This window comes from Cobetia sp. 1AS1 (assembly GCF_029846435.1).
Classification (GTDB): domain Bacteria; phylum Pseudomonadota; class Gammaproteobacteria; order Pseudomonadales; family Halomonadaceae; genus Cobetia; species Cobetia amphilecti.
Map to the genome: position 1 here is coordinate 342,933 of NZ_JARWKU010000001.1, position 25,175 is coordinate 368,107.

The window sequence follows — 25,175 nt, forward strand, 5'->3', positions numbered from 1 at the left end:
TACCGACCGGAGCTGAATATGAGTGACGCATCACAGCAGCATGGCCACCGTGCCCCTCAGATCATCGAGCCGAGCGCCCAGGCGGATGCCTGCGTGATCTGGCTGCACGGCCTGGGTGCTGACGGCAGTGATTTCGTGCCCGTGGTGCCTGCGTTGGGTCTGCCTGAGAATCACGGCGTGCGTTTCGTCTTTCCGCATGCACAGGAGCTGGCCGTGACCGTCAATGGCGGCATGCGCATGCCGGCCTGGTACGACATTCTCGAGATGAATCTCGGGCGGCGCGTCGATGAGGTGCAGCTGCGTGAATCCGCGTCCTACGTGCATGCCTTGATCGAGGAGCAGATCGCTCAGGGCATCGCCAGTGAGCGCATCATTCTGGCCGGCTTCTCCCAGGGTGGCGCGGTGGTCTATGAGGCGGCGTTGAGCTGCGAGCGTCCGTTGGGCGGCTTGCTGGCGCTCTCGACCTATTTCGCGACCAGCGCGACCATTGCGCCGAGCGCCGCCAATCAAGGCCTGGCCATCAGTGTCCATCACGGTACCCACGACGATATCGTGCCGCTGGCACTGGGCGAGGCGGGCGCCGAGAGTGCGCGTGCACTGGGTCATCCGCTGGAATGGCAGACCTGGCCGATGGCGCACGCCGTGTGTCTCGAGGAAATCGAGGCGATCGGTGAGTGGTTCAAGGCGCGTCTGCTGGCCTGATCGGCCGCTAGGCAAAAACGCCGCTGACGGAGTGATCCGTCAGCGGCGTTTTCACGTGCTGCCAGCGGTCCCGTCATGCGACGTCAGTAGTCTTTGCCAGTGCTGGTCGCGCTCAGCAGCGATAGCGGTAGGCGAGGTGTTCATCCTTGCGCGGGCCGGTGATGCGCCAGTCGAGATCAAAGCCCAGGGCATTGCCCGCCTCATCGCGCACGATGACCAGCGTGGCGGCGTAGAGATCATCGATGCACAGATGCGCTTCACGACTGACGAAGTGATCTTCGCCTCGAGCGCTGTCGGCCACCAGGTCGAACAGGAAGATGGCGGCATCGCGGCCACGGCGTTCATGACTGAGCGACAGCGCCTCGCCATCCGCGGCCAGCTGCCAGCGATAGCGGTTGTGGAAGTTGACGCTGGATGACTGGCCCTCTAGCTGGAACTGGCCCTGTTCCAGAAATACCACGCTTTCCGCCTCTTGCTGAGCCGCTTGTCGTGACCCGTCGTGAGGGGAGGCAGTGGCTTCGCGGGTTACCGTCACCTCGCCGCTTCCCTGGCCAGACCAGGCATTGCGCGAGGCCGGGCCGGAGCGTGACGAAAAATCCAGCCGGCGAATCTGCGCGAGCAGCGCATAGAGGGTTACAATTGGTGTCAACTTCTTCTGGCTACCGAGTTTACTCGTCATGTCCTACCTGATTGGTGTCACGGCCCTCTGGGCCTTCTCGTTTTCCCTGATCGGCGTCTATCTGTCCGGTCAGGTCGATAGCTATCTGGCCGTACTGACGCGTATCGTGCTGGCGTGCCTGATCTTCGCGCCGTTCATGCGCCCGCGGGCGATCAGTGGTCGTCTGCGCTTCCAGTTGATGGCCATCGGCGCGATCCAGCTCGGCCTGATGTACATCTTCTTCTATCGCTCCTTCCTGCTGCTGCCTGTGCCGGAAGTGCTGCTGTTCACCATCTTCACGCCTATCTACATCACCTTGCTCGATGACCTGATGAACAAGCGCCTGTCGCCATTCTACCTGCTGACCGCCGCAATTGCGGTGCTGGGTGCAGCGATCATTCGCTACGACGGGGTCAGTGACGGCTTCTGGCTCGGCTTTGCGGTCGTGCAGGGCGCCAATCTGTGCTTTGCCATCGGGCAGGTGGCCTACCGTCAGGTTGCCCCGCAGCTGCCGGCGGATGTCGCCCATCGCCATGTGTTCGGCTGGTTCTATCTCGGCGCGCTGGCGCTGGTGATCGTGATGTTCCTGCTGTTCGGCAGTACCGACAAGCTGCCGTCGCAGCCGGTGCACTTCGTGGTGCTGGGCTGGCTGGGCATCGTGGCCTCGGGGCTGGGCTACTTCCTGTGGAACAAGGGCGCGACGCGGGTCGATGCCGGCACGCTGGCGATCATGAACAACGCGCTGGTGCCGGCGGGCCTGCTGGTCAATCTGCTGATCTGGAACCGCGACGCCGATCTGGCGCGTCTGGCGCTGGGTGGGGCGGTCATCGTGGCGGCATTGGTGATCAATCAGGTGTGGGCGCGCCGCCGCGAGCAGGCGCTGCGCATGGCCTGAAAGTCTGTGCCATAAGCAAATCCAGACATCGCACCTCAATCAGCCCTCGCCCTGTGCGAGGGCTTTTTGCAGGTGAGCGGTGAGGCGCGCCAGTATGTCCTGCTGGCGGGGAATCTCGTCAGAGGGCCGCGCAGCGCTCTGCGTCACTTCCTCACCGAGCTGGGCCGCATTGAGACGCAGGCCGGACTGTTCAGCATTGAACAGGCTGCCGGGCAGGGTGGCGATGCCTGCATTCAGCAGGTCCTGATGCAACTGCTCCAGCTGGCGCGCCTCAAGGCTGGGCAGGCCACACCATTGCAGATAGCCGCCGCTCGGCGGCGGCAGCCAGACTCGGTCACCCAGTGCTGCGCTCAGGTGCGCGCGCAGACGTTCCAGGCGGCGCGCATAGCAGCGTCGCATGCGCTGCACATGGCGGCCGTAATCCCCGCTGGTGATCAGTTCGCTCAGGGCAGCATGCATCCACGGCATGTCGCCCATGCCATTGGCCCAGCGTGCTCGAATCATCGCCTGCAGCCCCAGTGGTGACTCCTGCTCGGGCCGTGACAGCCACAGCCAGCCGCAGCGGGTGCGGGGGTCCAGCGTCTTGGAAAATGATCCGAGACTGATCAGCGCAGGCATCGGCCTGTCGGCATGGCGGTGGGCGAGGTCGGCCAGCCACGGCTGGCGGGTATCGAAACTCAGCTCGGCAAAGGTGGTGTTCTCGACCAGCAGGATGGCGTGGCGGGCCGCCAGTGCCAGCAGGCGGTGGCGATCTGGCGTGCTCAGCTGTCCGCCCAGGGGATTGTGGCCATCCGCGGTCACGATCAGGGCATCCAGCGTCAGGGCGGGCGTCTTGTCATCATGACGTTCGAGCAGACGCTCGAGCGCCGCGACATCCAGTCCTTGGTGCGCGCGGGCAGGAATGGCGATCGCCTGATGGCCCTGGGCTTCGATTGCGGCCACGATGCCGAAATAGCCCGGCGCTTCGACGCCGACCCGGCAGCGGCCCTTGGCGGCACGCAGCTGGCCGAGCAGCAATGACATGCCATGCTGCGCCCCCTGGCTGATCAACAGGGCATCGCTGTCACAGGGATGACCGTGGTGGCTGAGGTGCTGGGCGATGGCAGTGCGCAGCGCGCTCGAGCCCGGCGGCAGGGCATAGGCGCTGGGATGCTGGGCATGCGCCCCGAGCTGAGTGCGCGCCAGACGATACAGGCGACGCACGGCGGGGGCGTCCAGCTCCGGGTGAGCGGCACCCAATGGCGCCAGGCGCGGATCACTGGCATTCGCCATCGCCTGCCAGGCCGGGTCACTGATGGTGAGTGTGGTGATGGCGCGCGGCCTGTGATGTGACTCCCGCTGCCCGTGCTGCGACTCCCTAGGGTGGCGTGATGAAGTCGGGCTGTTCTGTGAGCCGGTATTCAGGTCATCCGTGTCGTGAGCAGCCTGCGTCGATGGCGCGACCCGATAGCCGGCACGCGGTTCGGCGATGATCAGGCCCGTCGCCTCCAGCTCGCCATAGGCACGAATCACGCTGTTGAGGCCGAGCCCCGACTGCGCCGCCTGCCGCCTGAGCGAAGGCAGGCGCTGTCCTGCGTTCAGTTTGCCCGTCGCCATCTGGGCCTTGAGTCGCTCGACCAGCTGCTGATAGCGCGGCAGCGTCGCGGCAGTGGCGCCTGAGCTGGCGATTGAGCTGGTGGTTGAGCTGATGGCATCGCCGGCAAGCGAAGGGCGGCTGGCGGACGAAGCGTGCTCGGCGGATGACATGCCTGTCTGTACCCCTTGAATTGGTGATTATCTGTATCTTGTGCCCCCTTGAGGGTTCGCGGCAAGCTGAAGGCTCATGTCGTGGTCCCGTCGGTGCATATCCTGCACCTGCCCCGGGCCGACCGCTTGTCATTTCTCTCGCTGGAGTCTGCGTGATGTGGATGCCACTTTGCTTCGTGTTTCTGTTCGCCAGCGGCTTCATCGCCGCACGCTTCGGTACCCTGGACGCTGAACCCTTCACCTTGCTGCTGGTGCGCAGCCTGCTGGTGCTGCCGGTGCTGGGGTTGATTCTGTGGCTGCGCCGCAAGCCGCGTCAGTGGGGGCGGCGCAACGACCGTCTGGCGCAGATGGGCATCGGCATGCTGTTGCATGGCGCCTATCTGGGTGGCGTGTTCGCGGCGGTCAAGGCGGGGCTGCCGGCGGGCCTGACGGCGCTGCTGGTCAGCCTGCATCCACTGGTGACGGCGGCCTTGTCACTGCCGTTGTTCGGCGTGCGGCTGGGGGCCAAGCAGTGGGCGGGGCTTGGCTGTGGCGCCATCGGCGTCAGCCTGGTGCTGGGGGCAGGGCTTGCCAAGGACGGCGCGGGCACCCTGGAGTGGCCGCTGATCGGGCTCGTCTGGTGTCTGGTGGCGCTGATCGGCGTGTCCAGCTCGACGCTGTGGCAGAAGCGGGTCTCCGGGCGCATGGGGCTGGTCGAGGGGCTGATGTTCCAGTATCTCGGTGCGGGCGCGGTATTCATCGTCGCCGCGACCAGTGTCGGCAGCTTTGCCTTTGACCCCACGCCGCGTCTGCTGCTGACCATGGCCTGGCTGGTGATCGCCATCTCGGTCGGTGCCATCTGGCTGCTGATGCTGATGCTGGAGCGGGGCGAGGCCCATCAGGTCGCGCGCACCTTCTTCCTGGTGCCGCCGTGTGCCGCGCTGATGGCATGGTGGCTGTTCGATGAGCAGTGGACCGCGCTGATGGTGGCGGGCGCGGCACTGGTGGTGCTGGGACTGGTGCTGGACCGTCCGCGTCCGGGCAAGGTGAGCAAGGCGCCGGTCGACGAGGCCACGCCGCCTTCGCCCTCAACGCCCTCAACCTCATCGACTGCAACAACTTCCAATGCTTCGGCAACGACGAACAGTGGGCAAGCCGCCCCGCGCTGAGGCGTGCCGAGCGCACAACTCACAACTCACAACGCACAACGCACAACGCACCAAGTACAAAGCACAACGCCCCGCCGGCCCGAGATGGGCTGGCGGGGCGTTGTCGTCTCTGGCCAGTCAGATGCGCTTGATCAGAAACGCTAGCCCAGCAATGCCTGGTCAGAAGCGATAGCTGATCCCGGCCATGGTCACGATGGGGTCGATCTCGACCTTGTCGTTGACGCTGCCCGCCACGGTGACATCGGAATCGATATCCAGATACCAGGCGGCGACGTTGGCCGCCCAGTGCTCGTTGATCACCAGATCGACGCCGATCTGTGCGGCCGCGCCCCAGCTGTCATCCATCTCGAGTTTGGTGCCATCGTCGAGGGTTTCGTCGGAGAAGTGGGTGTAATTGACCCCCGCGCCGATGTACGGCTGGATGCGCGATTCACGTCCGCCAAGCGGGTAGTACTGCAGTGTCAGGGTCGGCGGCAGGTGATCGACGGAACCGGCTTTCTGGCCATTGAGCGAGATGTCGTGGTCGAAATCTTGCGCCGCCAGCAGTTCGATACCGAAGGTGTCGGTGAAGCGATAGCCGAGAGTAAAGGCAAAGGCGCTGTCATCATCGACATCCACATCGGCGCCGATGGCATCGATGCGACCGTTGTCACTCTTCGGCGAGACCTTGGCGACACCCGCTCGCGTCCAGAACTGCCCGGCGCCGTAGTTGAGAGAGCTGAGAGAGTTGAGAGAGCTGTGAGAGCCGCCATTCAGCGAGTCGGCGGCCATGGCCGGTGCGGCACCGAGAGTCGCGAGGCCGGTGAGGCCTGCCAGTGCCAGAAGCTGCCACGGGCGTGCTGCAGAGCGCGGGCTGCGCGAAGTCAGGTGCGCGGGGAGGGAGGCTGAGCGAGTGACGACGTCGGACATGATGGCTCCTGAAGGATGGCGGGGAACAATGCCCTCATTCTAGGTGGCCGAATTTCGAGAAATTTGATCTGGGACAAGAGTTTACGCGCGTTCTTGCTCGGTGAGGGACGTGGTTGATCCAGGTCAATTTCTGCGCCGCGCCTCTGAAGATCGGCCATGTAGCCGTTGGCTGACCACAACGAAAACGCCGCAGACCCGAAGGTCTGCGGCGTTTGTGTGTGATGCCCATCTGCGCCTGGACGGCACGGCGTCGCCGAGCTCCATCGCTGACGCTTGCGTGATGTGGCATCACACGGCTTGCCAGGTACTCGCTGGAGGCATGTTCACGCCTCCCACAAGGACTTAGAAGCGGTAGGTGACACCAGCACCGACAGTGACCGGGTCCAGCTCGGTGTCGTTCACGTCCTGACCGGCGATCTTGGTATCGGCCTTGACGTCGGCGTAACGAGCGAAGCCGTTGACGGCCCAGGCTTCGGTGATCTTGAGGTCCACACCCAGCTCGGCAGCGGCGCCGTAGCTGTCGTCGATGTCCATGCTCTGGCCACCGGCAGACTCACCGGAGAAGTGGGTGTAGTTCAGGCCGACACCAGCGTACGGCTGGACGCGGGCTTCAGTACCGCCCAGCGGGTAGTACTGCAGCATCAGGTTGATCGGCATCTGATCGAAACCACCGGCGCTGTTTTCCCAGTCAGTGCTGAATTCTTCAGTGGACTGCAGGGCGATGGCCAGGTTGTCGTGGAACATGTAGCCCACGGAACCGGCGAAGCCAGACTCGTCCTTGGCGATCAGACCGTTGCCGTTGTTGCTCTTGCCGTCGACCTTGGCAACGCCACCGCGCAGGAAGATATCACCCTTGCCATATGCCATGGCGGATTGTGCGCCCATTGCCATGGTGCCGGCGATAACAGTAGCGGTCAGGATCTTGATAGCTTTCATGTGTAGTTCTCCTTGAAGCTTGGCTTCGTGAGCTGCCTGTCAGCAGTGCCTCGCTACCCTACGGCTTGGGCCGTGTGCTCTGCGTGGCTGCGTCGATCAGGGGACGCTGCGAACTATAAAAAACAGCGTTCTGTTTGGCAAGCATTTTTTTAGAACGTTGTTTGAAAACTTGTTAGGCGTCCTGTTAGCGGATGTTACCGATTATTTCAGGGAAGTTTAATGTCTCACGAGTGAGACTTGCGATGACGCATTCGAGCGACATCCCCATTCATCCTCGCGCAAGGTGACCAAGACCTTGGTCGCATGCCGTGCGCGAGGTTAGTACTCACTACGCCAAAGATCGTCACCGGGCTCTGCAGGCTCAGCGCCGCTTGCGTGCGGCGCGTGCTTCCAGCTCTTTCAGCCACTGACTGACCTCGGCGCTCTGCGCATCCGCATCGCGATAGACGGCCAGAAATTGTCGCCATTCATCGTGCTGCCAGCCCTTCAGGCGGCGCCACAGCACGTAGAGATCGCGCAGGCACTCGTGACGGCGCAGCACGAAGCGGCGCGTCTTCTCGAGGTCGATGATGACGGCGTCCATCTGCCAGGTGCTGGCCGGCGACTCACTCGGCGGGCGACTCAGGAAGAGGTGCTTGGGGAACAGACAGCCATGCATCAGGCCAGCCTGATGAATCTCGCGAACGAGGCGGGCGCTGGCGGTGATGACCTGAGAGCGCATGCCGGCATCGAGTTCCGCCCAGCGTTCATGCCAGTGGTCCAGATCATCGCGCCCGGCGAGATCGAAGGTGATCAGGATGGCGCGCCATTCCCGGCCAGCACGCCGCTCGCCGTACCAGCCGGCGTCCACTGCCGGTATTCCCAGCGCGTGATAGTGACGGATGGCACGCCATTCGCGAGAGAAGGTCGGTTCGCCCAGCGGGCGCGCCAGGCTGCGGCCCAGGTGGTTGGTCTGGCGCTTGAGATAGAGGCGATGGCTGTTGCCGTCCTCATCCTCGAGCGTCAGCAGCGAAACCGTCGAGACGCCGCCGCGTTCACGATTCGGCGCGTCGACGTCGTGGGCTGCCACTTGCCACAGGGCATCGAAGCTATTGAGGTCGTGCTGCTCCAGCAGGCGGGCGAGGCCGGCTTCGCAGTAATCGCCGTGGCCGCGCGGCGCCGTGGCGCTGGGGCTGGTGGTGGCGGTGTGACCAGCAGAGGGATGAATGGGGGAGCGATGCGTCATGTCAGGTAGGAATCACGGTCTCGGGTGATAGGCGGTAAGCGTTCACTGGCAATCCTTGTCGGTGAGCGCTGCGATGACTGGCCATGATAGTTAGCCTGCTGGGGAAGTGACAGGCCTGCGGCACAAAACTCTCGTTCCCAGCGCGTCAATGGCTCGGGGCCGTGATGGCTTGCTGCGCGGCGCCTGACGGCGCTTGGATGCGCCAGTCGGTCGCAGCGTGGTGCAACGTCGCAGTGTGGTCGATGGTCGCAGCGCGCGCAGGGGTGCGCAGAGTCAGCGTTGAGATGGCGCCAGGCCAGCGAGCCCCATCGCTCCAGCATCCATGCGGCTTGCAGCGGAGTTGTCCAGTGACAACAGGCACTTGGCGGAGGTGGCGGGTGCGACATTCGCCCGGTGAGTGCGACAACCTGACATCTGGAGACTGGCGCGGGAGGGTAGACAATGCCGACCAAGGTCTTGGTGCCACGGTGCCATTGCCTGTGTGCTTGCCGGCGAGAGTCGGCCTGATGCGTCCGCCCGACGTCGGTGGCAAGCGCATGCAGGGACGGCAGCCTGACCGTCCGCCTTATCGCAAAGGGGTTAAGACATGATCTCCGATACCGTCGTGGAGCTGTCGCGGTTCCAGTTCGGCATGACCGCGCTCTACCACTTCCTGTTCGTACCATTGACCATCGGCATGGCCTTCCTGCTGGCCATCATGGAATCCCTGTATGTCATGACCGGCAAGCAGGTCTACCAGGACATGACCAAGTTCTGGGGCAAGCTGTTCGGTATCAACTTCGCCCTTGGCGTTGCCACTGGCCTGACGATGGAATTCCAGTTCGGCACCAACTGGGCCTACTACTCGCATTACGTCGGCGACATCTTCGGTGCGCCGCTGGCCATCGAGGGCCTGGTGGCCTTCTTCCTCGAGTCCACCTTCGTTGGCCTGTTCTTCTTCGGCTGGGACCGCCTGACCAAGCGTCAGCACCTGATGGTGACCTGGCTTGTCGCCTTCGGCTCCAACTTCTCGGCGCTGTGGATCCTGATCGCCAACGGCTGGATGCAGAACCCTGTCGGTGCGGCCTTCAATTTCGAGACCATGCGCATGGAGCTGACCAGCTTCGCGGATGTCATCTTCAACCCGGTCGCCCAGGCCAAGTTCGTGCATACCGTGTCGGCCGGCTATGTGACCGGCGCCATGTTCGTGCTCGGCATCAGCGCCTTCTATCTGCTCAAGGGGCGTGATCTGGGCTTCGCCAAGCGCAGCTTCGCCATCGCCGCCGCCTTCGGCCTGTTCTCGGTGGCTTCGGTGATCGTGCTGGGCGATGAGTCCGGCTACGAGGTCGGGGATGTCCAGAAGGCCAAGATGGCCGCCATCGAGGCGATGTGGGAAACCGAGCCGGCGCCGGCGTCATTCACGCTGATCGGTCTGCCCAACGAGGAGACCCAGCACACCGATTACGGCATCCACATTCCCTATGTGATGGGCCTGATCGGTACGCGCTCGCTGGATACCGAGATCCCCGGTATCAAGGAGCTGACCGAAGACCACCGCGGACGCATCCTCAATGGCATGCAGGCCTATGACCTGCTCCAGCAGTTGCGTGATGGCCAGGACGACATCGCCACCCGCAAGGCCTTCGATGCGGTCAAGGATGATCTCGGCTACGGCATGCTGCTCAAGCGCTACGTCGAGACGCCCTCCGATGCCACGCCGGAGATGATCGACAAGGCCGCCGCAGACTCGATTCCGCCGGTCGCGCCGATGTTCTTCTCGTTCCGCATCATGGTTGCCTGTGGCATGGCGATGCTGGTGATCTTCATCGCTGCGGTGTGGATGACCGCCAAGCACCGCTTCGACGTGCGGCCCTTCCTGTGGATCTGCCTGCTGTCGATCCCACTGCCGTTCATCGCCGTGGAAACCGGCTGGTTCGTGGCCGAATTCGGACGTCAGCCGTGGGCGGTGGGTGAGATCCTGCCGACCTTCATGGCGGCCTCGAGTCTGGATGAGTCCGACCTGTGGTGGTCCATCGGTGGCTTCCTGGCCTTCTACAGCCTGTTCTTCGTCATCGAGATGTGGCTGATGTTCCACTTCGCGCGCAAGGGGCCGTCTTCCCTGCACACCGGTCGCTATCACTTCGAGCGCGGCGGCATCCACCATGGCGCCATGTCCGAAGATGACGGCATGTCACTCAATCCTTCGCTGTCATTCAAGGAGTAACGGATCATGTGGGATTACGAGATCCTCAAGCTGTTCTGGTGGGTGGCGGTAGGGCTGCTGCTGATCGGCTTCGTCATCACCGATGGCATGGACATGGGCGCGGCGATGCTGATGCCGCTGGTCAGCCGCAGTGACAGCGAGCGCCGTGTGGTGATCAATACCCTGGCCCCGCACTGGGATGGCAATCAGGTGTGGCTGGTCACGGCCATCGGCGCGGTGTTCGCGGTGTGGCCGGTGGTCTACGGCGCCGTGTTCTCCAGCTTCTATTTCGCGATGCTGACCATCCTGTTCTCACTGTTCTTCCGCCCGCTGGGCTTTGACTACCGCTCCAAGCTCGAGAACACCCAGTGGCGTGGCTGGTGGGACCGCGGCATCGTCGCCGGCAGCCTGATTCCCACCGCCTTCTTCGGGCTGATCTTCGGCAACCTGCTGCAGGGCGTGCCGCTGGAAGTCGATCAGTTCATGCGTGCCAGCTACGCCGGCAGCTACCTGGGCCTGTTCAACCCCTTCGCCTTGCTGTGCGCCGCGCTGTCGGTGGTGATGGTGATGCTGCATGGCGGCACCTGGCTGGTGGCGCGTGCCGATGAGGCCGTCGCCGCTCGCAGCGCGCGTCTGGTGCAGCCGCTGGGTCTGCTGACGTTGGGGCTGTTCGCGCTGGGCGGCCTGTGGGTGTGGCTGTCCGGCATGGGCTACAGCATCGATCAGATGGGCGATACCGCTTCGGCCTTGAAGCTGCTCGACAAGCAGGTCGGGCCGGGCAGCTGGCTGGATGTCTATGCACGTGAGCCGTTGACGCTGCTGGCACCGCTCAGCGTGGTGGTCGGTGTGCTGGCCGCGATGGTGCTGTCGGCTCGGCGCAAGGGCGGCGCGGCCTTCACGGCAAGCTCCGTCGGGGTAGGGGGTGTGGTCGCCACCGCCGGCATCAGCATGTTCCCGTTCATCGTGCCGTCCTCGCGCATGAGCGAGGCCAGTCTGACGCTGTGGGATTCCGTTTCCAGCGAGCTGACGCTCTCCATCGTCACCGTGGCGGGACTGGTGATGGTGCCGACCATCATCCTCTACACCACCTGGTGCTACGTGAAGATGTGGCGTCGCGTCAACGTCGCGCATATCGAGCAGGACGGTCACAGCCTGTATTGAGGTGCGCTGGGCTGATCTGACCTGAGTTGAGCTGGCCTGAATTGAGTTGAGCTAGCTGAGCCAATTGCTTCCATTTGCTATCAACAGGCGAGGGCAGTGCCCTCGTCAGGAGACGACACCATGTGGTATTTCGCCTGGATTCTCGGTGTGTTGCTGGCCTGCTTCGCGGGCATCATCAATGCATTGTGGCTTGAGCAGACCCACACCTTTGACGATGATTGAGTGAGGCGGCCCCCAACGTTACTTCTGCGCCGCTGACCGTTCCGATCAAGGAGAGCTCGATGTCACGACCCTGGTACGCCTCACGACCACCGGCCTGGTGCCGAACTCGACCTGCCCATCTGGCCTCGCTGCTCCTGTCTGCCATGGTGGCCATCTGGATGCTGCTGGGGCCGGATGCGATAGCCTCGATGCAGACAGGGCCGCGCTATCTGATGTTGCTGGTCGCGCTGTGGGGGCTGGGCGCCGGCTTCACGCATGGCGTCGGCCTGGTGCCGCGCCATGCGACCCGCGCCTGGCTGCTGGGGGCGCCGCTGAGCTGGGGTCTTTTGCTCATCACGCTGTTGGCCCTCGCGTCCAGCCAGTAACGCGATTGCGCAGACTCCTTGCATTGCGATTCCTGTCATGGCACAAGCAAACACGGCCGCTCCCTGGAGCGGCCGTGTTTGTTGATGGCTAATGGCATGGCTTGCAAGTCCTTGAGTGATTCAGGCTTTACTTGTTGAGGCCGCAGGCTCTATAACGCAGCGAGGTGGTGTCGCGCTCATTGACCCGCGCAGACCGCTCTCACCGACCACTCTCGCAAGCCCTCGCCGGCCCCGCAGGCCATCGTAAACCCTCACAGGCTCTCGCAAGCCATTGCCGATGTCTGGCGCTGTGCGGAGCTTTTCACGGATTCTGGCAGCTGGCAGACCGGTTCGCGCTGGCCGCCATCCGCATTGACGCCGTGTTGTATTCGTCGCCCTCGGCCCCAAGAGGTAATGGAGCGGAGGGAGGAGAGGCGCCGATCGAGAGCGGGCGAGTGTCTGGTAAGGCGCTGGTGCAGCACCTGTGTCCTCTTCACTCTTACCTTGTCAGATGATGATGCCCTGGCGTGCATGAATGACGGGGCTCTCGATGGAGGAAATACCATGCGGTCCTCAGCTGATGCATCCTGTGGCCAGGCGTCTGGCCGGCAGTCCTCGTCGGGGCATATTCCCCGCGACATGTCGCGCCGCCTTTCCGGTGACTGGGTCTTGTCATTGGTGGTGCCGGTGATGAACGAGGAGGAGACCATCGGTCTCTTTCTGGAGGCCATCGAGAAGACCCTGGGCTCGCAGGTGCCACATCTTGAAGTGCTGTTCGTCGATGATGGCTCAACCGACGGCACCTTGGCGTGTCTGGAGGCCGCGGCGGCCGGTGATGCCCGCGTGCGCTACCTGAGCCTGACACGCAACTTCGGCAAGGAAGCGGCCATGTCCGCCGGCATCGAGCAGGCGCGTGGCGATGCCGTCGTGCCGATGGATGTCGATCTGCAGGACCCGCCGGAGGTGATCCTCGAGTTCATCAGCCAATGGCAGGCCGGCTACGACATGGTCTATGGCGTGCGCGCCGCGCGCGATGAAGACACCGCCACCAAGCGCAAGACGGCAGGCTGGTTCTACCGCGTCTTCAACCGCTTGACCTTCACCGAGATACCGCGCGATGCGGGCGACTTTCGCCTGCTGGACCGCCGTGTCGTCGAGGCGCTGCGGCGCCTGCCCGAGCGAAACCGCTTCATGAAGGGCCTGTTCTCGTGGCCCGGCTATCGCTCGGTGGGCGTCACCTACCAGCGCCCGTCGCGCACGGCCGGCACCACCAAGTTCAACTACTGGAAGCTGTGGAACTTCGCCCTCGATGGCGTGGTGAGCTTCTCGACCTGGCCGCTGCGGGTCTGGACCTATATCGGCAGTGTCGTCGCCGCTCTGTCCTTCCTCTATATCCTGGTGATCATCAGCAAGACGGTGCTGTTCGGCGCCGATGCGCCGGGCTATGCCTCACTGATGGTCGCGATCCTGTTCTTCGGCGGCATGCAGCTGATCTCGATCGGCGTGCTGGGCGAATACCTTGGTCGCCTGTTCATGGAAACCAAGCAGCGTCCGCTTTACTTGATCGACCATGACAGTCTGCACGACAGCCCGCCGGGCAGCGTGTCACCGGACAGGGGCCTCGACAGCGGCCTGAGCACTGCGCGAGTCGTACGCGGCGCGTCACGCGACGCGGCGCGAGGTGAATCACTTGAGCGCTGATCGTGAAGGCGTCAGCGAGTCCGACAGACCAGTCACTGCCCGCGCCAGGGAGGAGGCGGGCACCGCGACCCGCTTCGGGCTGGTCGGGCTTGCCGCGACGGGCGTGCACCTGGGCGTCGCCGCCTTGCTGCTGTTCCTGTGGCCGCAGCTCAATGAGTTCATCGCCAATATCATTGCCTTCTGCGTCGCCTTTCAGGTCTCGCTGGTCGGCCATCGCCGGCTGACCTTCAAGCGCCAGGGCAGTGCCTGGCGCTTCGGACTGGTCGCGGCGGGCGGCTTCGCGCTCAACAATGGCCTGTTGGCACTGCTGATGCAGGGGCTGGATCTGTCGGGCTTCGTCGCCATCGCGATCGCCACGCTCTCGGTGCCGATCGTGACCTATCTGGCCTCACGGTTGTGGGCCTTCAAGGAAGACCATGCATGAATGACAGCGTCACCGCAGGGCCGCGCTCGACGCTGGGGGAGCGCCTCAAGACACTGGCGGCCGAGACGCCGCCCCCCTTTGAGGCGCTCGCGCGGGCGCAGGCCGTGCGCATTCCCTGGGGGCATATCCTGCTGGCGTTGCTGGTGACGCGCGCCGTCTGGCTCGCCATCGCGCTGTGGGGCGATCACAGCTATCTGCACGCCATGGCGCAGTTCGACGGCAGCTGGTTCAAGGGCATCATGACGCGCGGCTACGATGTCGAGGCGCGTGGCATGAGCGACGGCGACGCCGCCAACTGGGCCTTCTTCCCGCTCTATCCGGCGCTGCTGTGGCTGGTGACGCTGGGCGGCCAGCTGGACCCCGAACTGATGGGCGTGCTCCTGAGCAATGCCTTGCTGGCCGTCGCGCTGGGGCTGGGCTGTCGCTATCTGGCCATCACGCGCCCCGGCGCGCCGTTGCTGCTGTTCGTGTGGCTGGCGGCCAGCATGCCGTACAGCTTCTATTTCAGCGCACTCTATTCCGAGTCACTGTTCTGGCTGCTGTGTCTGGCGTCATTGATCGACTGGCGCTGTCAGCGCACCGGTCGCGTGATGCTCTGGACGCTGCTGTTGTCGATGACCCGCGCCACCGGGGTGTTCTGGGTCATCGCGATGGGAATCGAGCTTGTGGCACGCCTGCGCCTGCGCGCCTTCGCCGAGCTGTGGCGGCGGCCCGATTGGCTGCTGATCGGCGTGGTGGGACCCTTGGGGCTGTTTCTGTTCATGGCGCTGCTCTATCACCGGACGGGCGACGCGCTGGCCTTCAGTCATGTGCAGATTTCCTGGGGCCGTGAGATGGGCAACCCCCTCGCCAACCTCATTGAAGGGCTGAGCTATTGGCAGAGCGCGCCGGAAACGCTGCGCCCGGCGTGGCAGGCGAGCATGGCGCTGGTCGGTGTCGGCCTGATCGGCTGGCTGGGCGTGCAGCGGCGCTGGCTGGAGATGGGGCTGGCGGGCTTCACGCTGTTCGTACCGCTGGCGACCGGGCTGGACGCCATTCCGCGCTACATGATCGGCATGCCCGTGTTCGTGCTGGCCCTGCATGACCTGCTCACTCGTCTGCCACGCACGCTGGCCTGGGGCCTGGTCATGCTGGGCGCGCTCGCTAATCTCTGGCTGGTGGAGAACTGGTATGACACCGTCTTCTGGCTCGTCTGATGCCCTGTATGGCGCGCCACGGCCACGGCGCAGCCAGCGGATCTGGCTGCTGCTGGCCACCGTGGTGGTGCTGGCCTTCGAACTCACCCTGCTGTGGCTGGCGCGCACGCCCAGGGTCGATGATCACTATCGGCGCTACTTCATCGAGCATGCCACCACCTGCTATCGGCCGATGGGCGAGGTGCCGGTACTGACGCCCGGTGAGCGCTATCCCGTCCGCAAGGGCGAGCCGCTGGGCAATTGCGGCGTGCTGTGGGCCGGTTTCTACTCGCCCCAGCCAGACGTGCCGGTCAGTGCGCGGCTGGCGGAGGTCACCTTGCGCCTGCGGGTCGCGCCCGAGGTCTCGCCGGCAGGCTCGCAGGCCGTGGTCGTGGCGCTTGAGCTGTCACGTTTCCCGGATTCGGCCACCGCGCTGCCGGTGGAAGTCATGATCGGAGAGCAGACCGTCACGCGCTGGCCGGTGGGCGGCCGTTATGAGCGCTTCGAGGTCGAGGTGCCCGCCGCGCTGATTGCGAGCGACGGCAGATTCAGCCTGACCCTCAAGGGGCCGCCGCCCATCGCGCCGCGTGATGCGGGTCTGGATGCCAACAAGTTTCCCGTGGGCCTGCGCCTGGACGCGCTGACGCTGCGCTCACCGCTGGGACTGACGCCCGCTCGGGCGCAGCCCTGACGTGCGCCCTGGATTTAGGAATGGCGTGATGAATGACGTGATGAGCGCAGAGCTGGGCACGCGGTCCCCAGTGGCAAGAGCACTGACGTGACGCCGATAGTCAGGTAAATTGTGCGCGCGTGAATACCCAATGATCCGTTCGGCCGAGTGTCGGTGCGTCCCCGGCGCCCGCCTCGTGCCCTATAACGATAAAGCACCCGGTGGTCTGCTGACTGCCACGCAAGGGATGCTCAAGGAGTTGTCGTGGAATTTTTGAATGCCATTCCCATGGATACCAGTCAGCTGTTCGAGATAGGGCTGCAATGGGGCGGAACCCTGCTGTCGGCGCTGGCCGTGCTGGTCTTCGGCATGTGGGTCGCCAAGCGCCTGACCCAGTGGGCGACCTCGCTGCTGCACCGCAAGAGCATGGACGAGGCGGCGGCCGGTTTCGTCGGCCAGATCGCCTACGCCATCCTGGTGGTCATGGTGCTGCTGACCGCTCTGGACCAGCTCGGTGTCGATACCACCTCCATGATCGCCGCGCTGGGTGCCGCGGGGCTGGCGATCGGTCTGGCGCTGCAGAGCTCGCTGTCCAATCTGGCCTCCGGCTTCCTGCTGGTCACGCTGCGTCCGTTCAAGAAGGGCGATTACGTCGAAGCCGCCGGCACCTCCGGTAGCGTCGATCAGATCACCATGCTGCAGACCCGCCTGGTGACGCCGGACAACCGCAAGGTCACAGTGCCGAACTCCAGCGTCATGTCCAACACCATCACCAACTACTCGGCGCTGCCGACGCGTCGTCTGGATCTGGTCGTCGGTGTCAGCTATGACGACGACATCCGTCAGGTCAAGGCGGTGCTCGAGGAGCTGGTCGCCGGTGACGAGCGCATCATGAAGGAGCCGTCTTACCTGATCGCCGTGGCGGAACTGGCCGACAGCTCGGTCAACTTCAACTTCCGCATGTGGTGTCAGGCCTCCGATTACTGGGCGCTGAAGTGGGACATGACCGAACGCATCAAGCTGACCTTCGATGAGCGCGGCATCAGTATTCCTTACCCGCAGCGCGATGTGCACTTCCATCAGGCCAGCACGCCGGCCGAGTAACTTCTGCATCACGTATGCAGGTCGACAACGCCACCCTCGGGTGGCGTTTTTCATGGGCTTTCGTCGGGGCATTCCATCGCGCCCCGAGTCAGGTACTCTCGACGTCATCCGTCCTGGGTATCGTTCTGATCGGGAGTCCAGTGCATGACAAGGTCGCAGCCGTTGTCCCAAGCGTGTGATGCCTCTGATGCCAGACGGCGTCAGGCATGGCGCATCCTGCTTGCCAGTCTGGTGGTGATCGGCCTCGGGCTTGTGCCGCTGATCGCCACGCGCGCGCTGTATCTGGATGACATGAGTCGCGCGCTGGATGGCTATTACGGCTGGATGCTCAATGCGCGCCCGGCCGCCGAAGGCATCATGCGTCTGCTGGGCTTCGGCGACGTGCTGGTCAATGTCGCGCCCTTGCCACAACTGGCGGCCTGGGGGCTGGCGGCGGGCATGGCGCTGGCCTGGTGGCGATGGCTGCCGGGGCTCTCGCTGGCGGGCTGCGTAGTGGGCAATGCGCTGGTCTGGCTGACGCCCTTCACCCTGCAGAATTTCAGCTACACCTTCGACAGCCTGCCGATGAGCGTGGCGCTGGCCAGTGCCATACTGGCCAGTCTGGTGCTGCGTGCTGGCGGGAAAAGCAGGGAAGAGGGAGAGCAAGCCGGAGGGATAAGCGAAGGGCCATGGCAGGCCTGGCAGCCACCGCTGAGCGCCTTGCTGCTGTTGTTGCTGGCGCTGTGTTGCTATCAACCGGCCCTGAATGCCTTTCTGGTGCTGAGCCTGCTCGAAGCCCTATTCGCGGGCGCTGCCAGCACGTCACTGTGGTCGCGCTGGCGGATGCTGTTGCAGCGTGGGGCGCTGGCCGCCGTCGCCTTGCTGCTCTATCTGCCCATCACGCGGCTGCTGGTGGCGGGCGAGTACAGTCAGCAGCATGGCCAGATGCTGCCCTTCGCCGACCCTCAGGCCTTGCTGGCAGGGATCGAGCACAACCTGAGCGTGGCGCTGGGCGCACTGCGTGAGGGGATGGGGCAGGTCACGCTGCTGCTCAGTCTGGCGCTGCTGGCCGGGGTGGCGCTGCTGCGACTCCTGTCTCACGGCGCGCTTGTGCGACAGGAAGCCGCTACTGGCGCGCCCGAGGGCAGGTCTCGCTCGGCGCGCCAGCTATCCCTGCAGCGCATGAGCTGGGCCCTGTGGGCGCTGCTGCTGGTTCCCGCCCTGTGGGGGCCGATGCTGTTGCTGGCCGAGCCGGTATTTCATTCGCGCACCCTGATCGCCTGGGGGCCGCTGCTGGGTGGCGCCCTGATGCTGGCACTGAGCGTGAGAGCAAGAGAGAGCGTTAGATCGAGCGCGGAGGCAAGCGCAACGCCGAGCATGACTGAATCGGCCAACACGCAGCGCAAGACATCTGTCTGGCGGCGTCTGGCGCAGTGCCCGTTGATGCAGTGTCTGTTGATCGTCGCCGGCCTGTTGCTGGTGCGCCATGAGGTGATCTTCGCCGCCTGGAGCAATGCGCTGGCCGCCCAGCAGGCCCATGAGACACAACTGGCGCGCACTCTGGTGGCTCAGGCGCGGGAACAGGGCCTGCCGCTGGACTCGCCCCGCGACGCCGAGCGCTACCAGCCGCGCGATGCCTTGCCGGTACTGGTGCTGGGCGAGGCGCCAGTGGCGCCACTGGCGCGGGTCGCTCGCCAGCAGGTGGCGGCCGTGGGCCAGAATCTGGTCGCCGCCTTCACGCCCGACAACTACTGGGCCGTGGTGCGGCTGCGCCTGGCGGGCGCCAGCGCGGTGACCTTGCTGCGCGATGAGGCGCTCAAGGCACGCCTGCAAGCACGGTCGCCCTGTGCGCCGGGCGATGCTGCCAGTCAGGCCTCCGATCAGCCCACCAGCCAGCCTACCGGTAAGTCCTCCGCCCCTTCATCAGTTCAGTCTCAAGTTCTGCCTCAAGCTCGGTCTCAAGTGCCATCGCCAGCGCTGTCACTGCAAGAGGGAGTCTGGGTGATCGATTTCCGCAAGCCTCGCCAATGTGATTAGGCCGTGCGAGTCACTCATGTGACCAGGCCATATGAGAAAGCCATGACAGCCAGAGTCAGTGAGGACAAGTTGCCATGAACGACAACGCCGCCCCGAAGGGCGGCGTTGTCGTATTGCCGATATGAACGGCAATAGGTACAGGCTTCAACAGTGTCTTGTCACACCTCGATCAGGCGTGGTTCTCGACCTTGTCGAATTCCGTGGTGATCTCATCAGCCGGTGCTGCGCTCATGATGCTGACCACGTAGATGGCGATGTAGGCGAAGATGACGCCCGGCACGATCTCGTAGAGATCGAAGATGCCACCGGAAAGCTGCTTCCAGACCACCACGGTCACGCCACCGACGATGATGCCGGCCAGCGCGCCGAAGCGGTTCATGCGACGCCAGTACAGCGACATGATCAGTGCCGGACCGAAGGCGGCACCGAAGCCGGCCCAGGCGTAGGACACCAGACCCAGCACGCTGGAGTTCGGGTCCAGCGCCAGGATCCAGGCGATGATGGCGATACCGACCACCGCGAAGCGACCGACCCACACCAGTTCGGACTGGGTCGCATCCTTCTTGAACAGCGCCTTGTAGAAGTCATCGGCCAGGGCAGAGGACGACACCAGCAGCTGGGAGTCAGCGGTGGACATCACGGCAGCCAGGATGGCGGCCAGCAGCACGCCGGCAACCGCCGGGTGGAAGATGAAGTTCACCATGACCATGAAGATCTTCTCGCTGTCGGCCAGGTCCTTCGGCACGTAGACGAGACCCAGCAGGCCGATGCAGATGGCCGCGAACAGACCCAGTGCAGACCAGACGACGGCGATGGTACGTGCCGCGCCGATGTCCTTCTCGCTGCGGATGGCCGCGAAACGCGCCAGGATATGCGGCTGACCGAAGTAGCCCAGGCCCCACGCCAGTGAGGAGACGATGCCGACCAGGGTCAGCGCTTCGCCGGTGGAGGCGTCACGGAACCATTCCAGCAGCAGCGGGTTCTCGGCGGTGATGCGCGAGGTCGCTTCTGCCACGCCACCCATGTCGGTGAGTGCCACGATGGGCACCACGATCAGGGCAGCGGCCATCATCAGACCCTGGATGAGGTCAGTCCACGACACGGCGAGGAAGCCGCCGAAGAAGGTGTAGGACACGATGGCGATGGTACCGACGGTCACGGCGATGGTGTAGTCGAGGCCGAAGACGGTCTCGAACAGCTTGCCACCTGCCACCAGACCGGAGCTGGTGTAGAAGAGGAAGAACAGCAGGATGAAGACGGCCGAGATGACGCGCAACATCTTGGAGTTGTCGCGGAAACGCTTCTCGAAGTAATCCGGCAGGGTCAGCGAGTCGCTGGCGATGAAGCTGTAGATACGCAGGCGCTTGGCGACGATCAGCCAGTTGAGCCAGGTACCGGCCAGCAGACCGATGCCGATCCAGGCAGCGGACAGGCCGCTGAGGTAGGCGGCGCCGGGCAGACCCAGCAGCAGCCAGCCGGACATGTCAGATGCACCGGCGGAGATGGCAGACGTCCAGGGGCCCAATGAGCGGCCACCCAGGATGTAATCCGACATGTTGGAGGTGCGCTTGTAGGCCAGCAGGCCAATGCCGAGCATCACCGCCAGATAGATAGCGAACGTGATGAGTATGGTGGGGCTGTTATCGACCATCGTGGAGTAAATCCTTTGCATTTATTGTTGTCGGACGGCGAGCGTCGTGATGATTCACTGCCAGTGACGGTTCCTGTCAGACCGTCGCCGGGAGTCCTGCGTCATGCATCGAACGTCCTTCGAGGGCCATGTCGCGGCGGCTCTCGCAAGTTCCTGCCAATCTTGTACGTTCAGACTAGCGCATAAACGAATCTTCTGACGTTCGTCCGTCCCCGCATATTGCCGTCGAGTCAAAAAGGGAAACGGCAACGGACACCGCAGGGCACGAGCATGAGGGGCCAGTCGCTGGCGATTCATGTCCGTGGGCGTCCCTGTCGGTGTCCGGGGCAGATGACGGCCTGGCGTGCTCGCCGTCATCCACTGGGCATCGTCCTGATGCCCTGTCACCTGGCTACCTCATGCACGTCCAGCATGCAGTCTTCCGCCAGGCATGACCTCTGCTGCTGCCGCGAGAGCAGGCAGCGTCGGTCATTCGTCGCCCATGGCGAGAAGAGACGCGTTGCCGCCGAGAGCCGTGGTGTTGACGGTACGGGTCTTCTCGGTAGCGAAGCGGTGCAGGTAGTGCGGGCCGCCGGCTTTCGGGCCAGTACCAGAGAAGCCCTGACCACCAAACGGCTGTACACCTACCACAGCACCGATGATATTCCTGTTGACGTAGACATTACCAACACGAATTTTCTGTGCAACGGCATTAGCAAAACTTTCGTTTCGCGAATGCACACCGAAGGTCAGGCCGTAGCCGAGGCCATTGATGGTATCGATGACCTTGTCCACTTCGCCGCCTTTCCAGGTCGCGATGTGCAGGACCGGACCGAACTGCTCGCTTTCCAGGCTGTCGATGCCATCGATGCGCAGGGCGACCGGCGCGACGAAGGTGCCGTGCTCGGTGATGGTCTTGTCGACGGCGGCTTCGGCGATCACGCGGCCCTGGCTGCGATATTCCTCGATGTGCTTGAGCAGGCCGGCACGTGCTTCCTCGTCGATGACCGGTCCGACGTCGGTGCCCAGGTCACGCGGGTCGCCGATTTTCAGCTCGTCCATCGCGCCCTTGAGCAGGCCGATGACGCGCTCGGCGACGTCTTCCTGCACGTAGAGCACGCGCAGGGCGGAACAGCGCTGACCGGCGCTCTGGAAGGCGGACTGCACCACGTCATTGACGACCTGCTCCGGCAGGGCGGTGGAGTCGACGATCATGGCGTTGAGGCCACCGGTCTCGGCGATCAGCGTCGGCAGTGGAGCGTTCTCACGCGCGGCCAGCGAGCGGTTGATGATCTGCGCGGTCTGGGTGGAGCCGGTGAAGCACACGCCAGTGATACGCGGGTCGCTGGACAGCACGCTACCCACGGTCGGGCCATCGCCCGGCAGCAGCTGGACGACATCGTGCGGCATGCCGGCTTCGCGCAGCAGCTCTACCACGCGGTGAGCGACCAGTGAGGTCTGCTCGGCGGGCTTGGCGACCACGGTGTTGCCGGTGACGGCGGCGGCGACCATCTGGCCGCAGAAGATCGCGACCGGGAAGTTCCACGGGCTGATGCAGGCGAAGACGCCCTTGCCGCCGAGCATGATCTGGTTGTGCTCGCCGGTCGGGCCCTGCAGCTCGGTCGGCTCGGCGAAGTCGGCACGCGCACGGTTGGCGTAGTAACGGCAGAAGTCGACCGCTTCACGGATCTCGGCGATGCCGTCGGTGAGCAGCTTGCCACCCTCGCGGGAGCACAGGGTCATCAGCTCGGCGGTGTGGGTTTCCATCAGGTCACCGAAGCGCTCGAGAATCGCGGCGCGTTCCTCGACCGGCGTCTGCTCCCAGCGCGGGAAGGCAGCCCAGGCGGCGTCGATGGCCTTGGAAGCTTCCTCGGCACTGGTCCACTGCACATGGCCCAAGGTGTCACGACGGTCGAACGGGCAGGTGACGGCCTGACGACGATCGGCATTGACCTCGACATCGAAGGCCAGCTGCGGACGCACGTCGTAGGTGGTGTCCATGTGCGTGGCCATCTCGTCGATCAGCGGCTGGTACTGGCTATTGATGTTCAGATTGATGCCCCGTGAATTCAGGCGGTCCGCGCCATAGATGTTCGGCGGCAGCGCGATGCGTGGGTTGTGGTAGGTCTTGTACTGATTGAGCGTGACCACCGGGTGGGTGCACAGGCTCTCGACCGGCACGCGCGGGTCGACCAGCTGGTGAACGAACGAGGAGTTGGCCCCGTTCTCCAGCAGACGACGTACCAGGTACGGGAGCAGGTCCTTGTGCGCGCCGACCGGCGCATAGATACGGCACCAGGTTCCCTTGGGGGCGCGCTTGAGCGCGGCTTCATACAGGGCTTCGCCCATGCCGTGCAGACGCTGGAATTCGAACTGACGTGTCTCGCCGGCGTTGGCCACATCCAGAATGGTGCTGATGGTGTGGGCATTGTGGGTGGCGAACTGCGGGTAGATGCGTCCGCGAGTGTTCTCGGACAGCAGGAAGCGCACGCAGACCAGGTAGCTGACGTCGGTGGAGGCCTTGCGGGTGAACACCGGATAGCCTTCGACACCCAGCTCCTGGGATTCCTTGATCTCGCTGTCCCAGTAAGCGCCCTTGACCAGACGCAGCGGGATCTCGTCGCCTTGCAGGTCGGCGATGCGGTTCAGGTACTGCAGGGTCGGCAGGGCCCGCGTCGAGTAGGCCTGCACGACGAGGCCGAACTTGCCCCAGCCACGGCAGGTGTCGCTCTCGTAGACGGCGCGGAACACTTCCAGCGAGATCTCGAGGCGATCGACTTCCTCGGCATCGATGGTGATGGCGACGTTCAGCTCGCGGGCGATGCCGGCCAGTTCACGCACGCTTGCCACCAGCTCTTCCAGTACCTGCTCACGACGGCCGAATTCATAGCGCGGATGCAGGGCGGACAGCTTGATGGACACGGACGGCGACGGGGTGCCTTCCTTCAGCTTGCGCGAGGTTTCGCCGACGGTGCGGATGGCACGCGCGTAGTCGTCGAAGTAGCCCTTGGCGTCGTCGCGGGTACAGGCCGCTTCGCCCAGCATGTCGTAGGAATAGGTGTAGCCCTTGTCGAACAGCGGCTGGGAGCGCTTGAGCGCTTCCTTGATGTCGCGGCCCAGCACGAACTGCTTGCCCATCACCTTCATCGCCTGGTACATGGCGCGGCGGATGACCGGTTCGCCGAGACGATTGACCATGCGGTTGATGAAGGTGGCCGGCTTGCCGTCACCCTTGGGCAGATCCATCTTGATGACGTTGCCGGTCATCAGAAGACCCCAGGTGGAGGCGTTGACGAACCAGGACTCGCTCTGGCCCAGGTGGGACTTCCAGTCGGCCACGCCGAGCTTGTCCTCGATCAGCGCATCGGCGGTTTCCTTGTCCGGAATGCGCAGCAGCGCCTCGGCCAGGCACATCAGCAGCACGCCTTCCTGGGTGTCGAGGCTGTACTGCTGCAGCAGCTCGTCGATGGAATCGACGGCGGTGTCCATGGTGCGGATCTCGCGTACCAGCTCGGCCGTCTTGTCACCGATGCGCTTGGCATCCTTGTCTTCGGCATTCAGCAGCCCGACCAGCTCGCTGACGTAGGCGCTTTCATCGACCAGGTAGTGGTCGCTGACGCGCGCGAACAGCGCCTCCGGAGACTGCTGCCAGGTGCTGGCGGCCAGCATCTGGTCACTGCGCAGGATGTTGTCCTTGAGCACATTGCCCTTGAGCACCCCTTGCTTGTCGTTTGTCGATGACTGGGCGGCTGTGGACGTGGCCGAGGCGATCGCGGCATTCACTGCACTGGACTGATCGGAGGAAGTGGAGGTGGTCATGGTGCGAACCCCTTGCTGCTGGGCGTCGAAGCGCCGAATGGGATTGCCGAGTCACAGCGCCGGGAGTGATGCAGAACGCATCAGAAAGCGCGACAGCGGCACGTCTGGATGTATGACTGAGAATGTAGGGTGGCGCAGGGGGGCGGGTCTTTCCAATTTCTCGGCTGCGCATGTCAAATTCACGGGCATGTCAGAAAAGCGACACGCTTCTCCGACCTTTGTCGGAGGCTATGCCGCGAAATGACGCGATCTTGTTATACCAAGGTGGTAGAGGCTTGAGGGGGGAACTGGCTTGCAGCTGACGGTAGGAGCGTCGTTGAACGGCGTGCGTCTCCCTGGTGACGTACTTCCAGCGAGGGGTGAATTGAGGAAGGGCGTGCTAGAGAGAGGGGCGAATCAAGGAGGGCGTGCTAGAGAGAGGGCGAATCGAAGAGCGGCGAATTCAAGAGCGGCGTGCCAGACACACGGGCGGATCTGACACGCACGCCTCACCGGCTCCTGCCGACTC

General features: G+C 64.1%; 20 protein-coding genes. 13 read left to right on the forward strand and 7 right to left on the reverse strand.

Annotation, left to right across the window (positions count from 1 at the left end; genetic code table 11):
• The first annotated feature begins 18 nt into the window (after positions 1–18).
• A complete protein-coding gene (locus tag QD280_RS01510; protein WP_279838102.1) occupies positions 19–702 on the forward strand; it encodes a carboxylesterase in 684 nt (227 codons plus the stop codon).
• A gap of 112 nt (positions 703–814) precedes the next feature.
• Here QD280_RS01510 and QD280_RS01515 read toward each other — a convergent pair whose 3' ends face one another.
• A complete protein-coding gene (locus QD280_RS01515) occupies positions 815–1,381 on the reverse strand; it encodes a DUF6314 family protein (RefSeq protein WP_279838103.1) in 567 nt (188 codons plus the stop codon).
• Here QD280_RS01515 and QD280_RS01520 point away from each other — a divergent pair.
• Entirely contained in the window at positions 1,380–2,255 is an 876-nt protein-coding gene (locus tag QD280_RS01520) for a carboxylate/amino acid/amine transporter (RefSeq protein WP_213113909.1), read from the forward strand. The genes QD280_RS01515 and QD280_RS01520 overlap by 2 nt on opposite strands.
• Before the next feature lie 39 nt (positions 2,256–2,294).
• Here the strand turns inward: QD280_RS01520 and QD280_RS01525 are convergent, their stop codons facing one another.
• On the reverse strand, positions 2,295–4,001 hold the full coding sequence (locus tag QD280_RS01525; protein WP_279838104.1) for a PLP-dependent aminotransferase family protein: 1,707 nt from the start codon (positions 3,999–4,001) through the stop codon (positions 2,295–2,297).
• 155 nt (positions 4,002–4,156) lie between these two features.
• On the opposite strand from QD280_RS01525, the gene QD280_RS01530 reads away from it, so the two are divergent.
• Positions 4,157–5,149 carry a DMT family transporter gene (locus QD280_RS01530; RefSeq protein WP_279838105.1) on the forward strand — a complete coding sequence of 331 codons (993 nt, stop codon included), beginning with the start codon at positions 4,157–4,159 and terminating at the stop codon, positions 5,147–5,149.
• Between the two features lie 159 nt (positions 5,150–5,308).
• Here QD280_RS01530 and QD280_RS01535 read toward each other — a convergent pair whose 3' ends face one another.
• The 3 genes from QD280_RS01535 to QD280_RS01545 form a co-directional block, all read right to left on the reverse strand.
• The gene (locus QD280_RS01535; RefSeq protein WP_279838106.1) at positions 5,309–6,058 is read right to left on the reverse strand and encodes an OmpW family outer membrane protein; all 750 of its coding nucleotides are present in this window, start codon (positions 6,056–6,058) and stop codon (positions 5,309–5,311) included.
• Positions 6,059–6,400: 342 nt separating this feature from the next.
• A complete protein-coding gene (locus tag QD280_RS01540) occupies positions 6,401–6,994 on the reverse strand; it encodes an OmpW family outer membrane protein (RefSeq protein WP_054556795.1) in 594 nt (197 codons plus the stop codon).
• Between the two features lie 361 nt (positions 6,995–7,355).
• Entirely contained in the window at positions 7,356–8,219 is an 864-nt protein-coding gene (locus QD280_RS01545) for a lipopolysaccharide kinase InaA family protein (protein WP_063124274.1), read from the reverse strand.
• Between the two features lie 586 nt (positions 8,220–8,805).
• On the opposite strand from QD280_RS01545, the gene QD280_RS01550 reads away from it, so the two are divergent.
• The 10 genes from QD280_RS01550 (at position 8,806) to QD280_RS01595 (ending at position 19,218) form a co-directional block, all read left to right on the forward strand.
• Positions 8,806–10,422, forward strand: coding sequence for a cytochrome ubiquinol oxidase subunit I (locus QD280_RS01550; RefSeq protein ID WP_279838107.1), 1,617 nt, complete (start codon positions 8,806–8,808; stop codon positions 10,420–10,422).
• 6 nt (positions 10,423–10,428) lie between these two features.
• On the forward strand, positions 10,429–11,562 hold the full coding sequence (gene cydB, locus QD280_RS01555) for a cytochrome d ubiquinol oxidase subunit II (RefSeq protein WP_192837894.1): 1,134 nt from the start codon (positions 10,429–10,431) through the stop codon (positions 11,560–11,562).
• Between the two features lie 120 nt (positions 11,563–11,682).
• Positions 11,683–11,784: a cytochrome bd-I oxidase subunit CydX gene (gene cydX, locus QD280_RS01560; RefSeq protein ID WP_024951692.1), complete on the forward strand. Its 102-nt coding sequence runs from the start codon at positions 11,683–11,685 to the stop codon at positions 11,782–11,784.
• Positions 11,785–11,843: 59 nt separating this feature from the next.
• Positions 11,844–12,149, forward strand: coding sequence for a cyd operon YbgE family protein (locus QD280_RS01565; RefSeq protein ID WP_279831094.1), 306 nt, complete (start codon positions 11,844–11,846; stop codon positions 12,147–12,149).
• A 543-nt stretch (positions 12,150–12,692) separates the two neighbouring features.
• Positions 12,693–13,829: a glycosyltransferase family 2 protein gene (locus QD280_RS01570; protein WP_225996383.1), complete on the forward strand. Its 1,137-nt coding sequence runs from the start codon at positions 12,693–12,695 to the stop codon at positions 13,827–13,829.
• On the forward strand, positions 13,819–14,253 hold the full coding sequence (locus QD280_RS01575) for a GtrA family protein (RefSeq protein ID WP_159055771.1): 435 nt from the start codon (positions 13,819–13,821) through the stop codon (positions 14,251–14,253). Before QD280_RS01570 ends, QD280_RS01575 begins: the two co-directional genes overlap by 11 nt.
• Complete coding sequence (locus QD280_RS01580) at positions 14,250–15,449, forward strand: hypothetical protein (RefSeq protein WP_279831088.1); 1,200 nt, start codon at positions 14,250–14,252, stop codon at positions 15,447–15,449. The genes QD280_RS01575 and QD280_RS01580 overlap by 4 nt, the downstream gene beginning before the upstream one ends.
• Positions 15,424–16,119, forward strand: a complete 696-nt coding sequence (locus QD280_RS01585; protein ID WP_279838108.1) for a hypothetical protein — start codon at positions 15,424–15,426, stop codon at positions 16,117–16,119. The genes QD280_RS01580 and QD280_RS01585 overlap by 26 nt, the downstream gene beginning before the upstream one ends.
• Before the next feature lie 243 nt (positions 16,120–16,362).
• Positions 16,363–17,202 (forward strand): mechanosensitive ion channel domain-containing protein, encoded by an 840-nt coding sequence (locus tag QD280_RS01590; RefSeq protein ID WP_234368228.1) that lies wholly within the window; start codon positions 16,363–16,365, stop codon positions 17,200–17,202.
• 144 nt (positions 17,203–17,346) lie between these two features.
• Positions 17,347–19,218 carry a glucosyltransferase domain-containing protein gene (locus QD280_RS01595; RefSeq protein ID WP_279838109.1) on the forward strand — a complete coding sequence of 624 codons (1,872 nt, stop codon included), beginning with the start codon at positions 17,347–17,349 and terminating at the stop codon, positions 19,216–19,218.
• 169 nt (positions 19,219–19,387) lie between these two features.
• Here QD280_RS01595 and putP read toward each other — a convergent pair whose 3' ends face one another.
• Together putP and putA are read right to left on the reverse strand one after the other, a co-directional pair.
• The gene (gene putP / locus QD280_RS01600; protein WP_279838110.1) at positions 19,388–20,869 is read right to left on the reverse strand and encodes a sodium/proline symporter PutP; all 1,482 of its coding nucleotides are present in this window, start codon (positions 20,867–20,869) and stop codon (positions 19,388–19,390) included.
• A gap of 468 nt (positions 20,870–21,337) precedes the next feature.
• Positions 21,338–24,517 (reverse strand): bifunctional proline dehydrogenase/L-glutamate gamma-semialdehyde dehydrogenase PutA, encoded by a 3,180-nt coding sequence (gene putA, locus QD280_RS01605; RefSeq protein WP_279838383.1) that lies wholly within the window; start codon positions 24,515–24,517, stop codon positions 21,338–21,340.
• Between the last annotated feature and the right edge of the window lie 658 nt (positions 24,518–25,175).

Excerpts from the sequence above, each read along its gene's own strand:
- QD280_RS01510 (WP_279838102.1), top strand. The coding sequence starts at position 19 with ATGAGTGACGCATCACAGCAGCATGGCCACCGTGCCCCTCAGATCATC.
- QD280_RS01520 (WP_213113909.1), top strand. The coding sequence starts at position 1,380 with ATGTCCTACCTGATTGGTGTCACGGCCCTCTGGGCCTTCTCGTTTTCC.
- QD280_RS01515 (WP_279838103.1), bottom strand. The coding sequence starts at position 1,381 with ATGACGAGTAAACTCGGTAGCCAGAAGAAGTTGACACCAATTGTAACC.
- QD280_RS01525 (WP_279838104.1), bottom strand. The coding sequence starts at position 4,001 with ATGTCATCCGCCGAGCACGCTTCGTCCGCCAGCCGCCCTTCGCTTGCC.
- QD280_RS01530 (WP_279838105.1), top strand. The coding sequence starts at position 4,157 with ATGTGGATGCCACTTTGCTTCGTGTTTCTGTTCGCCAGCGGCTTCATC.
- QD280_RS01535 (WP_279838106.1), bottom strand. The coding sequence starts at position 6,058 with ATGTCCGACGTCGTCACTCGCTCAGCCTCCCTCCCCGCGCACCTGACT.
- QD280_RS01540 (WP_054556795.1), bottom strand. The coding sequence starts at position 6,994 with ATGAAAGCTATCAAGATCCTGACCGCTACTGTTATCGCCGGCACCATG.
- QD280_RS01545 (WP_063124274.1), bottom strand. The coding sequence starts at position 8,219 with ATGACGCATCGCTCCCCCATTCATCCCTCTGCTGGTCACACCGCCACC.
- QD280_RS01550 (WP_279838107.1), top strand. The coding sequence starts at position 8,806 with ATGATCTCCGATACCGTCGTGGAGCTGTCGCGGTTCCAGTTCGGCATG.
- cydB (WP_192837894.1), top strand. The coding sequence starts at position 10,429 with ATGTGGGATTACGAGATCCTCAAGCTGTTCTGGTGGGTGGCGGTAGGG.
- cydX (WP_024951692.1), top strand. The coding sequence starts at position 11,683 with ATGTGGTATTTCGCCTGGATTCTCGGTGTGTTGCTGGCCTGCTTCGCG.
- QD280_RS01565 (WP_279831094.1), top strand. The coding sequence starts at position 11,844 with ATGTCACGACCCTGGTACGCCTCACGACCACCGGCCTGGTGCCGAACT.
- QD280_RS01570 (WP_225996383.1), top strand. The coding sequence starts at position 12,693 with ATGCGGTCCTCAGCTGATGCATCCTGTGGCCAGGCGTCTGGCCGGCAG.
- QD280_RS01580 (WP_279831088.1), top strand. The coding sequence starts at position 14,250 with ATGAATGACAGCGTCACCGCAGGGCCGCGCTCGACGCTGGGGGAGCGC.
- QD280_RS01585 (WP_279838108.1), top strand. The coding sequence starts at position 15,424 with ATGACACCGTCTTCTGGCTCGTCTGATGCCCTGTATGGCGCGCCACGG.
- QD280_RS01595 (WP_279838109.1), top strand. The coding sequence starts at position 17,347 with ATGACAAGGTCGCAGCCGTTGTCCCAAGCGTGTGATGCCTCTGATGCC.
- putP (WP_279838110.1), bottom strand. The coding sequence starts at position 20,869 with ATGGTCGATAACAGCCCCACCATACTCATCACGTTCGCTATCTATCTG.
- putA (WP_279838383.1), bottom strand. The coding sequence starts at position 24,517 with ATGCTGGCCGCCAGCACCTGGCAGCAGTCTCCGGAGGCGCTGTTCGCG.